Origin of the sequence: Robiginitalea aurantiaca, from assembly GCF_030380815.1 — a bacterium.
Classification (GTDB): domain Bacteria; phylum Bacteroidota; class Bacteroidia; order Flavobacteriales; family Flavobacteriaceae; genus Robiginitalea; species Robiginitalea aurantiaca.
This window is the reverse complement of sequence record NZ_JAUDUY010000002.1, coordinates 296,425-308,423: the sequence shown is the minus strand read 5'-3', so window position 1 is coordinate 308,423 and position 11,999 is coordinate 296,425. Positions and strand designations below refer to the sequence as shown.

11 protein-coding genes are annotated in these 11,999 nt (G+C 46.6%); 6 read left to right on the top strand and 5 right to left on the bottom strand.

Annotated features, from left to right (window positions below; genetic code table 11):
- The first annotated feature begins 64 nt into the window (after window positions 1–64).
- From QU605_RS04960 to QU605_RS04940, 5 genes are all read left to right on the top strand, one after another.
- Entirely contained in the window at window positions 65–706 is a 642-nt protein-coding gene (locus QU605_RS04960) for an LON peptidase substrate-binding domain-containing protein (protein WP_289724170.1), read from the top strand.
- Window positions 707–778: 72 nt separating this feature from the next.
- Window positions 779–1,972: an ADP-forming succinate--CoA ligase subunit beta gene (gene sucC / locus QU605_RS04955; protein WP_289724169.1), complete on the top strand. Its 1,194-nt coding sequence runs from the start codon at window positions 779–781 to the stop codon at window positions 1,970–1,972.
- 356 nt (window positions 1,973–2,328) lie between these two features.
- Window positions 2,329–2,673: a hypothetical protein gene (locus QU605_RS04950; protein ID WP_289724168.1), complete on the top strand. Its 345-nt coding sequence runs from the start codon at window positions 2,329–2,331 to the stop codon at window positions 2,671–2,673.
- A gap of 158 nt (window positions 2,674–2,831) precedes the next feature.
- Entirely contained in the window at window positions 2,832–3,233 is a 402-nt protein-coding gene (locus tag QU605_RS04945; RefSeq protein ID WP_289724167.1) for a TerB family tellurite resistance protein, read from the top strand.
- Window positions 3,234–3,392: 159 nt separating this feature from the next.
- A complete protein-coding gene (locus QU605_RS04940; RefSeq protein ID WP_289724166.1) occupies window positions 3,393–3,821 on the top strand; it encodes an Hsp20/alpha crystallin family protein in 429 nt (142 codons plus the stop codon).
- 93 nt (window positions 3,822–3,914) lie between these two features.
- On the opposite strand, the gene uvrB is transcribed toward QU605_RS04940, so the two are convergent.
- The 4 genes from uvrB to QU605_RS04920 all read right to left on the bottom strand — a co-directional run bounded on the left by uvrB (window position 3,915) and on the right by QU605_RS04920 (window position 9,527).
- Window positions 3,915–5,906, bottom strand: coding sequence for an excinuclease ABC subunit UvrB (uvrB, locus tag QU605_RS04935; RefSeq protein WP_289724165.1), 1,992 nt, complete (start codon window positions 5,904–5,906; stop codon window positions 3,915–3,917).
- Window positions 5,907–5,959: 53 nt separating this feature from the next.
- Window positions 5,960–7,690 carry a T9SS type B sorting domain-containing protein gene (locus QU605_RS04930; protein WP_289724164.1) on the bottom strand — a complete coding sequence of 577 codons (1,731 nt, stop codon included), beginning with the start codon at window positions 7,688–7,690 and terminating at the stop codon, window positions 5,960–5,962.
- A 95-nt stretch (window positions 7,691–7,785) separates the two neighbouring features.
- Window positions 7,786–8,619, bottom strand: coding sequence for an ABC transporter permease (locus QU605_RS04925; protein ID WP_289724163.1), 834 nt, complete (start codon window positions 8,617–8,619; stop codon window positions 7,786–7,788).
- Window positions 8,616–9,527 (bottom strand): ABC transporter ATP-binding protein, encoded by a 912-nt coding sequence (locus QU605_RS04920; protein WP_289724162.1) that lies wholly within the window; start codon window positions 9,525–9,527, stop codon window positions 8,616–8,618. The genes QU605_RS04925 and QU605_RS04920 overlap by 4 nt, the downstream gene beginning before the upstream one ends.
- A gap of 78 nt (window positions 9,528–9,605) precedes the next feature.
- Between QU605_RS04920 and QU605_RS04915 the strand changes: the two genes are divergently transcribed.
- Window positions 9,606–10,688, top strand: a complete 1,083-nt coding sequence (locus QU605_RS04915; RefSeq protein WP_289724161.1) for a hypothetical protein — start codon at window positions 9,606–9,608, stop codon at window positions 10,686–10,688.
- Window positions 10,689–10,907: 219 nt separating this feature from the next.
- Here the strand turns inward: QU605_RS04915 and QU605_RS04910 are convergent, their stop codons facing one another.
- Window positions 10,908–11,966: a nucleoid-associated protein gene (locus QU605_RS04910; RefSeq protein WP_289724160.1), complete on the bottom strand. Its 1,059-nt coding sequence runs from the start codon at window positions 11,964–11,966 to the stop codon at window positions 10,908–10,910.
- Window positions 11,967–11,999: the final 33 nt, after the last annotated feature.

Sequence of the window (11,999 nt, the reverse complement as noted above, 5' to 3'; positions counted from 1 at the left end):
CAAATGAAACAATTTACAAACCACTTGACAATAGTTTCCCTGCGTTGTATCTTTCGGGAGGCCTATGAGAATCCCATTATTCCCCTTACAGACGGTTTTTTTTCCCGGTGAAACGGTGCCCCTGCACATATTTGAGGCGCGATACAAAGCCCTCATCCGTGATTGTATGGACGAAGCAATCACTTTTGGCATCCCGGTATTCATAGATAATACGATGGTTTACGGGACAGAAGTTCAGTTGAAAGAGATCGTCAACACCTATGAAGGAGGGGCTATGGATATTGTTTGCGTGGCCCGTCAGGTTTTTAAAGTTATAACCTTTGATCCGCAGATGGATGATAAGTTGTATCCTGGGGGCGTTGTCACCTTTTTGGATCCCATACAGGATAGCGATCCGAAGCTTGTCGAGTCTGTTCTGAATGCGTGCAAAGAGCTCTACACCTTAATGGAGCTGCCTTTTGGGCCCATTAAGCGAGAAGTATTCAATAGTTTTACCCTTGCGCACAAGATGGGTCTTTCCTTTCAGCAGGAATATCAATTGTTGCAGCTGACCAGTGAAAAAGTTCGCCTCCAATTTTTACTGGACCATCTTGAACAGACCATTAAGGTCCTGGGACAGCTGAACCGGACCCGCGAGCTCATCGAACTCAATGGCCATTTCAGGAATTTTGACCCTCTGGATTTCGAGGATTATGCCCTTGAATAAACCCATATTATTTCTATTAGGGGAAGTCAGGCCTGTTTCCTATTTTTGCAGCCAACATCTGATGAAAAAGACATGAATTTACACGAATATCAGGGTAAAGAGATCCTTTCCAGTTTTGGAGTCCGCGTTCAGCGGGGAATAGTGGCGCATAATGCGAAAGAAGCAGTAGATGCCGCGAAAACCCTAACACAGGAAACCGGTACGAGCTGGCATGTTATCAAAGCACAGGTTCATGCCGGGGGCCGTGGTAAAGGAGGTGGAGTCAAGCTTGCAAAGGACCTCTCACAGGTTGAGGAACTGGCGGGTCAAATCATCGGAATGAATCTGGTGACCCCACAAACTTCAGCTGAAGGCAAAAAAGTTCATCAGGTATTGGTGGCCGAAGATGTGTATTACCCCGGGCCGAATGAGACCAGCGAATACTATATGTCTGTTTTACTCAATCGCGCTACCGGCAGGACGATGATTATGTATTCTCCTGAAGGCGGTATGGATATCGAGGCCGTTGCGGAAAAAACACCTCATCTGATTTTTACAGAAGAAATAGATCCGGCCGTTGGGTTATTGCCATTCCAGGCGAGAAGGATTGCGTTTAATTTCGGACTCTCCGGAACTGCCTTCAAAGAGATGACGCGTTTTGTAATGGCGCTTTACAGGGCTTATGAGGAAAGCGATGCCAGTCTTTTTGAGATAAACCCGGTCCTCAAAACCTCAGACGATAAGATCATGGCCGTTGATGCCAAAGTCACCATTGACGACAATGCGCTTTACAGAAGAAAGCAGTATGCTGAGATGCGGGACTTGAGGGAAGAAAACCCCATAGAGGTAGAAGCCCGGTCTGTCGGACTCAACTATGTAGATCTCGACGGGAATGTGGGTTGTATGGTCAACGGAGCCGGACTGGCCATGGCTACGATGGACTTGATTAAAATGGCAGGAGGGGAGCCGGCAAACTTCCTGGACGTAGGAGGCACCGCTGATGCCAAACGGGTAGAGGAAGCTTTCCGGATTATTTTAAAGGATCCCAACGTTAAAGCAATTCTGATCAATATCTTTGGTGGAATCGTCCGATGCGACAGGGTTGCACAAGGCGTGGTCGATGCCTATAAAAATATGGGCGACGCCATTAAGGTTCCCATCATCGTAAGACTTCAGGGAACAAATGCCGAACTGGCAAAAGAAATTCTTGACAATTCAGGTCTGGCGGTTCATTCAGCTGTGCAATTTCAGGAGGCGGCGGACAAGGTCAAGGAAGTGCTTTCCTGAGAAAAATATATCTATTGTAAAAAAGAAAAGGTTATGCCAGCTGGCATAACCTTTTCTTTTATGAGGTAACCCGAAATTCCAGAGGGATGAAATCGCCCTTATAACTGGAATGTCAAGTTGCTTCCCAGGGTGGGCTTCAGTCAGCGTTTATTCCTCATACATGGTATACTTCCGGGTTTCCCATGCCCCGCTGAGCAGAAGATTCCCATCACTTTAGTTTAATGATGAATTGCGAATTATTAAACAAAAGCTATAATTTATTGTTAATACCTATTAATTCTGTAACAAAAGCGATCGGGCTGTCGTCTATTCTCACATACAGCTATTTATTCATCAATCATCAAACAATCAACATCATGAAAAAAGTTAGTTTACTACTGGTAGCCGCCGCGCTGCTGATTTCCAGTAATGCCCTGGCCTTTGAAGGGGAATCAAGCCCAAAAGACCCCGAGTCTGAAATTTGCACACAGATTTCAGATCTGTTGAGGAAGAACAGATTTGAAATCCAAAGCAAAGGAGACCTTACCGCATTTGTCCGTTTTACGCTCAATAGTGAAAACGAAATTGTCGTACTCTCTGTGGAAACTGAAGATGATCGACTGGAAGGATATGTAAAGGCCCGCCTGAATTATCACAAGTTGGGCGATCAGGACTTCGAAGAAGGGAAATTGTATCATTTGCCCATTCGGATTAAGGCCTGATTCCAGCTTACATGAATGATTATAAACCCGATGGCTTACCATCGGGTTTTCTTGTGTTCAGGCTAACCGCTGTCCATAAAACCTGTATTATATCTAATAAGCATACGAAATCTGTAAAAACGTTGTTTAAGTAGTAGCGCGTTGCTCAAACTCAATGCATGAACAGTTATAAAGAAAAACTCAGCATCCTATCGGAGATGATCTCCCTGGCCCGTGCGGACAAGGAAGTCGAACTCACCGAATTCGATTTTTTATGGGGCGTTGCGGAACAACTCGGCGTGCATCGGGAAGATTTTGAATCCCTTTTTGAATCTCCGGCCCCGAATATCATTCCCAAAACCCTGCTAGACCGGATTTTGCAATTCCACCGTCTGGTCCTCATGATGAATGTCGACCGGAGCCAGACCTTTAAGGAAATCGATAAATTGCATAATATAGGCCTTCGCCTGGGCCTTCCCCCTTCGGCTATAGATCAGGTGCTTGTCCTGATGCATCAATACCCGGATAACATTATTCCGCCCGAAACGCTCATCGGTATTTTCAAGGCTCACTACAACTAGTTTTTAGCTTTCCCATTCGTATTTCTCGTTAAACACTGCCACTAAGGCAGTGGAAAACAGTATGAAGGCGTCAAAAAGGCAGGTTTTGTGCTTCGGCATATCCTTTGACTGTATTTAAGCGATTCTGAAATGGATTGTTTAATTAAAATATCAAGCATCATGAGTTTAATAAGAAGAAATACAGATTTACTCCCAGGACTTTTAAACGACGTTTTTACCCCGGATTGGTTTGGAGGCATGGATTCGTACAAGACGAATCTCCCTGCGGTGAATATTGCGGAAGGCGAGACCGAATTCGTCCTTGAACTGGCCATTCCCGGAAAAAAGAAGGCAGACTTTAACGTCGAGTTGGACAATGACGTCCTGACCATTTCCATGGAGTCCCAGGAAGAACAGGAGGAAAAAAAGCCGGAGTTTACCCGCCGTGAATTCCATTATGCCTCTTTCAAACGCGCCTTTACATTGCCCGAGAGTGTTAATCAGGACGGCATTGAGGCAGATTACAAAGATGGCATACTGAAGTTTGTGCTTCCGAAAAAAGAAGAAGCACTTCCCAAGGCCAAGCGCCTCATTGAAATTGGGAAATAATGAGATTATCGGGCCCTGTTCCAGGGTCCCATAATGGTTGGTTTGTTTAGTTGGTTAGTTAGGAAAGCGCCCCGGACTTCTGGGGCGCTTTTTTTATCCTGAAGTTTCCTGCAGGGTTTTTATTTCGTCCCTGAGCTGGGCCGCCATCATAAAGTCCAGTTCCTTGGCCGCCTTTTCCATGGCGCTCCGCTTGTCGCGAATGAGTTTTTCCCGTTGCTCCGGAGTCAGGTAGGCCGGGTCCGGTTCTTGCGCGGCCCGTTCTTTCTTTTCAAAATGAAAAGTGGACACCGAATTGCGGGCCAGTGCACTATCCAGGTTTTTAACCAGTGCTTTTGGGGTTATCCCGTGTTCGGTGTTATAGGCCTTTTGTTTCGCCCTCCTGTAGTTGGTACCGTCTATGGTTTTCTGCATGCTGTCCGTGACCTTATCGGCATACATAATCGCCTTACCTCTGAGATGTCGCGCTGCCCTTCCAACGGTTTGGGTAAGGGAACGGTTGCTTCTTAAAAACCCTTCCTTGTCCGCATCAATAATGGCGACCAGGGATACTTCCGGCAGGTCTAATCCTTCTCGCAGCAAGTTGACTCCCACCAGCACATCGAAGATTCCTTTTCGTAAGTCCTGCATAATCTCGACCCGTTCAAGGGTATCCACATCGCTGTGGATATAGCGACAGCGAACGTCGATGCGAGTCAGGTATTTGGTCAATTCTTCAGCCATGCGTTTGGTGAGTGTGGTCACCAGTGTCCGTTCGTCCAGCAGCACCCGTTGCTGAATTTCCTCCACCAGGTCATCGATTTGATTTTTGCTCGGCCGGATTTCAATAACAGGATCCAGCAATCCGGTAGGACGGATGACTTGTTCGACATAGATCCCCCCGCTTTTCTGCATTTCGTAGTCAGCCGGGGTCGCACTCACATAAATCACCTGGTTTTGCAGCGCTTCAAATTCTTCAAATTTTAGTGGGCGGTTGTCCATGGCTGCCGGAAGACGAAAACCGAAATCAACCAGATTTTCCTTCCGTGACCGGTCACCGCCGTACATGGCGTGAACCTGGGGGATGGTCACATGACTTTCATCGACCACCATAAGGTAATCGTCCGGGAAGTAATCCAACAAGCAAAAGGGTCGTGTTCCCGGCTCTCTTCCGTCGAGATAGCGGGAGTAATTTTCAATGCCTGAGCAGTAACCGAGTTCCCGAATCATTTCCAGGTCGAAATTCGTGCGTTCCTCCAGGCGTTTGGCTTCCAGGGGTTTCCCGATCTCCCTGAAATAATCGATCTGTTTGGTGAGGTCCTCCTGAATCTGGTGAATTGCGTTTTGCAGGATGTCCGGGGAAGTCACGAACATGTTCGCAGGATAGATCGTAAGCGTTTCATACTGTTCAAGAACCGTATTGTTGTGAGGATCGAAAGATTCGATTTCCTCGATTTCGTCCCCGAAAAAGTGAATGCGGTACGCGTGATCCGCATAACTTGGAAAAATATCAACCACATCACCCTTAACCCTGAAATTGCCATTTCGGAACTCCGCAGTAGTCCGGGAATACAAACTCTGAACCAGTTGATGGAGCAGCTTTGTCCGGGCCAGAACCTGATCCCGTTCCAGCCTGATGACATTTTTCTTGAATTCAATCGGATTCCCAATTCCATAAAGACAGGATACCGAAGCGACTACAAGTACGTCCCTGCGTCCGGAGAGTAGGGAGGAAGTGGTGCTCAACCGCAGTTTTTCGATATCCTCATTAATGGAGAGGTCTTTTTCGATATACAGGCCCGTCGTTGGAATATAGGCTTCAGGCTGATAGTAGTCGTAATAGGAAACGAAATACTCTACCGCATTATTAGGGAAGAACATTTTAAACTCTGAGTAGAGTTGAGCCGCCAGGGTCTTGTTATGGGCCAGTACCAGGGTAGGCCTTTGTACCTCCGCTACCGTATTGGCTATGGTAAAAGTCTTACCTGAACCCGTAACACCCAGCAGGGTCTGGTACCGCTCCCCATCTATAATTCCTTGCTTTAATTGGGATATGGCCTCCGGTTGATCTCCGGTCGGTGAAAAATCTGAAACAACCTCAAACTGCATGTGTCAAAAATACAAAACAACGCCTTAAGGAGGGGATTTCATGTGGGGGAATCCTATCGCTTCAGGCTGAAGTGACCCTGCAGGACCTGGTTGTTTTCGTTTACCGCCCGAAACCAGTAATCCGAAGCGGGTAGCGGGCTTCCGTTAAAGGTGCCATTCCATCCCTGGGAGCGTGGATCGATCTGTGCAAGGAGTTTCCCATACCGGTCAAAGATGTGCAGTTCCCGGATGGTATTGATACCGGATGGAGGTGGAATATATTGCCAGGTATCATTGATGCCATCCCCATTGGGCGTAAAGAATTTGGGAAAGCCGTCCAGGGATAAATCCGGCTCGACCAGCGTTTCGGTAATCCCGCATCCGTTTTTGTCCCGGACATAAACGCGATAGTTGTCAATCGGAAGGTTGACAAAACGGTTGCTATCCTGATAGGGCCCTCCTTCATCCAGGGCATACTCATAATCCCCTGAACCGCTGACAATTACTTCAATGGTAATAACCCCTGCACCGAGTTGCACGTCCGTTCGCTCTACAACAGCAACTTCGGACTGGGTAACAGTAAAGACCTGTTCGCTCCGACATTCAAAATTGCCATCGGGTCCTGATATATTGTTATAGATCTCCAGACGGTATTCACCCGTTTCGGGAACCTCAAATTCAGGCCCTTCGGCCAGTAATTCTTCTCTTCCAAAGGGGGGTATACGGTACCATCGGTATCCATCGGCAGGATCTTCCGCGCGTACAGTGGAATCTCCCTCCCCGCAAATACCAATGGCAGGAGGAAAATTAAGAGGCGGGCTCAAATCGATCAGATTCCCTCCTGCATCAAAATAGGGGCCACATCCCAGAATGGTCGAAAAATTAGTCTGTTCACAATTCAAGGCTTCCCCGGCAATATTAAATGGGACCACACGAATGTAATACACGCGATTGGGTTCAAAATTGAGGACGTCTGTTTCGGTGACATTCCCCAAATTGGCATTGTCGAGAATATCATTCAGAAAAGGGGACGTCCCAATGGATAGCCGATACCCTTCGGCCCCGGGTACTGCCGTCCATTGTAAAAGTGGGGAAAGGGGTACATTCCCCTCTCCGTCGGCAGGGGAGAGCATTACTGCACAATCGGGCAGTGGGGTGTCAATTCCGGTAGTAAAGCTGTATTCTTCGCAACCACTGGCCAGACCATTTAGATTTTCCGGGATGATTCGTACAAAAATTTCGGTTTCGGGGGGCAGGTCACCGGGTGGATCTAAGGACAGTAAATCAGAAACTACCTGATCATTGACAAGTTCAGAGCCTCCGGGGCTCGTGCCCAGGGAAACGCGATACTGGGTAGCGGTAGGGCTACAATCCCAGCGGATGTCGGTTTGAACGGGTACATTTACCGCCCCGTCAATAGGATTCGCCAGGGTAGTGCACCCGGGCGTTATATCCACAATTTCTGTGGTAAAGCTATAAGTGTCGCAGGCAATGGCAGGCTGATTGAGGAAGAAAAGATAGATGGTTACAAAGATTTCCGTATCATCTGGCAGACTACAGGGAGGTGTCCATGAAGCCTGAGATCCTGTAGATGTCCTTCCAAGAATATCGCTTCCCCCGGGGATGCTCCCAAGGGAAATCTGGTATCCGGTTACACCGACCACCTCTTCCCAGCTAATGGTGGAAATAACCGAAACATTGCTCTGGCCGGGAGCCGGAAAAATAGGATCGGGACACTCCTGCCCCCAGGCAGACAGACTGCACAGAAGTACAAGGACCCAGCAATTTTTTTTTAGCAATTCCATTTCACAGAAAGTGGAAAATACAAATTAATCGAGAAAAGTCCGGGTCAATTGGGGTGAAACCGCCGTTTTAACGGTTTATGAGGTAAAGGACAGTTTTATAAATCCCGCTTTCTCAAAAGCGCATACGAGAGATATATGAAAAGGACAGTCCATCCCAGGACCAAAGCGATTTCATACCAATGTACATGGTAGTTCAATTCAATGCGTTCCCCGATTTGATCGGCGACGGACTGAACGGCGTTTAACCGACTGAAGGGCTCCTTGATCAGGTTTGCCATGGACTCTAAGGGAAGAAGGCTCTTCAGGATCTTAGCCGTATCCCAGGATACCAGTTTCCACCCGAGCAATCCAAAGATTACCTGCTCCAAAATGGCCCAGATAATCAAAAAACCCAGGGCGAAGGCTGAGCGCTTCACCAGGATTCCAAGAAAGAGGCAAAAGCTGAAAAACCCTACGAGCTTCACAAAAAAAGCAAGGAGGAATTCCAGGTCTGAAAAGACGATGGAAATTTCATTATAATCAGAATACATCATTCCCAAAATCAGGGAAACGACAAAAACGAATACGGTAGATATGCCTGCAAAGACAAGTACGGTAAGGAATTTTGAGGCGATAAACTCTTTTTTGGAGAGGCCATCGATCAGGTTTTGTTTGATCGTTTTATTCGTGTATTCATTGGACATCATGGAGACGATCACAATAGCCAGAAAGAGTTTAAATATGGCCGCCACAAAGGTGTTGAAGTGCCAGATGTAAGGGAAATTGAAGATGCCCTGGTCCGCCAGGTGAAACTCGATAGGTCCGATATCGAATTTAATGGCTGCAATTAGTGCAATGGAAGTCAGCAATACAAAATACGCCACGATCAGGAAGCGGCTGGAACGGCTGTTCCAAAGCTTTATATATTCTATTTGGAGCAGTCGTTTCATGAGTGGATTTGTTCCTGATTATTGGTGAGGGTCAAAAATTGCTGTTCCAGGCTTTCTTTTCGTTTTACGAGGTGTGTCAGGGTAATTTGTTTTTCAAAACAGCGGTGATTCAAATCCTGAGCCTCCAGAGGTGTATTCAGGTATGCGATAAAAATATCGCCCTCCTGGTCGATATGGCTGAACTCCCCACTGCCTTCAAGCACTTTTTTAAGGGCGTTCATATCGTCGGCCTTGAGTTCAAAGAACCCATGGCTTGCGAGCATGCCGTCAACTGTGCCGTCATAGAGGTTTTCTCCTTTCCTGAGAATCACTACATGAGAACATACCTTTTCAACCTCATCCAACAGGTGAGAGGCCAACAGGATGGTGGTTCCTTCCCCGGCTATTTTTTTAATGAGCTCCCGGATCTGGTGAATCCCCTGTGGATCCAGGCCATTGGTAGGTTCATCGAGGATTAGTATTTCCGGATTGTTGAGTAGGGCAGAGGCAATAGCCATACGCTGCTTCATTCCAAGAGAAAAAGTTTTGAACTTGCTTTCACGCCTTTCCCACAGGCCAACCAGAGTCAGCTTTTCCTCAATACGCGATTCGGGGACCTCTTTAATTTTGCATACCAGTCGCAGGTTCTGGACCGCATTCATATAGGGATAGAAATTGGGTCTTTCGATGATCGCCCCTACTTTTTTGAGCGCATCATGGGTTGAGGTATTGCCATCGAACCAGCTAAAAGAACCCGAAGTAGCATTTACAACGTTCAGGACAATGCCCAGGGTGGTGGATTTCCCACTTCCATTCGGCCCGAGTATCCCATAGACATTCCCTTTTTCTATGGTAAAGGAAAGGTTCTTGACGGCGGTGAGATGTCCAAATTTTTTGGTTAGGTCGGTAACCTTAAGGATTGTTTCCAAATGGAATGATTTAACGAGGGTTTCTATAGTTGACGAGATAATACGTAATTTGTTACAATCAATTTCAAAATCCCCTTCATGTCTCAGGATCCCGTTATTTCCAAAAAGAAGCCGGCCTTCCCGGTCTGTCCTGAACTGGACGCCTATCTGGAAACGTTTAACAGGAAGGTCGAAATCCCTATTTTTTATGAAGACCTGTTGCGTTTTTCGGGGTCTGTTGTGGTTTATGATAACAAAGAGGAAGATTCCCTGTGGGTGCGTGTTTTCTATTCGGATTCGGATCGGAAGGAAATTGACCTGAGTCTTAAACGGGTGTATTCCATCCTGCATTCGGACGGGGGCGACCGAATCTTCCAATACCTAAATGTGGATGCCGTGGACTTCTGTACCTTCGGGAATTCCAAGCCCTTCAGAATTCGGGTCCGGAACATCCTGAACGATAATTTCACGTATTTCTATGTAAAAAAGACGGATGCCTCCCGGATTTATGGCCTGGAACTCGAGCATATGCTCTCTCCGTACAATCTCAATTTCCTGGTCTATAAAAACACCCTGATCGAGGAACATATTGCCGGTATTCCCGGAGATGTTTTTATAAAGGAAATGCTCCCTTCCTGTTCCGAGTCGGAGAAATCCCAGTTGGCCAAGGAGTTTGTGAAATTCAACGAACGCTGTATGATCTGCCTGCTTGGCGATATGCGCTCCTACAACTATGTCGTCATTCCGGTCCACGATTTTGACCATGTGGTTTACAAGATTCGCGCCATTGATTTTGACCAGCAGTGTTATGAGGGGAAACTGGCCATTTACCGCCCGCAGTTTTTTAAGGAGAACCGGATTATGGTGGAAATGGTCCGTAAAAAATTGCTTGTGGATTCTGTGGACCAGTATAAGGTCGAGGAGCGCTCTATTGTGGCTAAACGTATCCTCAGTTCAGGGAATCGCCTTAAAAGACTTGTTGAAATCGCTAAAAAGGATACCATCTCAAGGCCGGAACATATCGACCGGCTTAAAAAGGAGATCTATGATCTGACCCTCGACATGCAGTTTAAGAAATGCACCCATATGGGGGAGATCTTGGCCCTTGCCCTGGATTTTGTGCGCCGCAATTACGAGCACGTCAGCATGAAACAGATTATCGAAAAGAAAATTGATATTTAGCGCATTCTTGTAGGCTACTGCCTCACTAAGGGGAAGGCGTACGTTCTTTAATGGGATGAGCTTTGCGGGGGACAGAGCCCAATACTTTCCTTTATGAGAGTAAGTGTGTTGATTCGCAGGGACATGCCCCCCTCCCCGGACGTAAGTTAAAATCTGTAGCTGCAAATTCCAGGCAGCAGATGCCACTTTCCAGGCCGCAAACTACTGTTTTAAAAATCCTCAGGACTTTTGTTCCTGGTTGAAATAGACCAGGTAATAGTACATGCCGCGCTCTTCATCCCAACCCTTCTCCACAAACTTCTCTGCGGATTCCGGATTGATAAAATCCAACTTAATCTGGATATGGGTATCCAGATTGATCACATTCTTGATCTTTTTCCGACTGTCGGATACTGCCTTGTTGGCGATCTGAAAAGAGGAAACGTCTTCGATACTATATTTGGGCCCACGCTCGGATTTGTAGTGTTTAAACTCGGGAATGAGCTCAGGGTTGTCTAAAACCTCATTTAGAAAATTGCTTTCCTCAAAAGTGTCATTTTTGGCAAAATGGTTAACCGCGCGATTTACAAAAAGCACTTCCTGTTGTTTATCCTCTGCGGGGAGCACCACATCTTTTGCGAAATTTTGGCAGAATTTCAGGTAGTTTTTGGTGTAGAAATTCTCATCTGTTAGCGGTTCCAACCCCAGGAATTCCTCGATCCAGTACTTTGCATCGTACCGATTGCTGTCAATGGAGAGGATTTTGTAGCCTTCCTCAGCTTCTTTGTTAAAGATAAGGCATCCCTTATCCAGGCGCATAAGGTTCACCCCCTGCTTAATTAGCATATCCAGGTTGCCTTCTTTTTCTCGGAATTGAAGGAAGTCCTGTTTTATTTCACTTTTAAAAATCCCCAGGGCATCTACGCGTTCATTGTCCAGTAAAACATCTGTCATGTGGACGACATAACATTCCCCGTTTTTTATGTGGGGATGATTTGATTTGTCAAACAGGTGAGTGGCAATGCTTCGGGAAGCACTATGAAGTTGATCTGGTGCCTGAAAGACCTTTTGGGCTGCCTCCCATATGGGGTTAAACTCCAGTCCGGCCTCATGGTGCAAACGGAAATAATTTTCCTCCTTTTCCCGAAATGGCTTAAAAAAGTACTCTTTTAACAATCCGTTTATTTCGTCGTTCAGGGGAAAGGTCGTTTCAGAAAGGAAAAGGGGTTCTCCACGATGCTTATTTCCAACGCGGTGTACGGAAATGGATTCTAACTGAGTAGCGTAAAGGTTGATCATTGAAAGGTCTTAAGGGGGGTGTGTAAAGGTTGA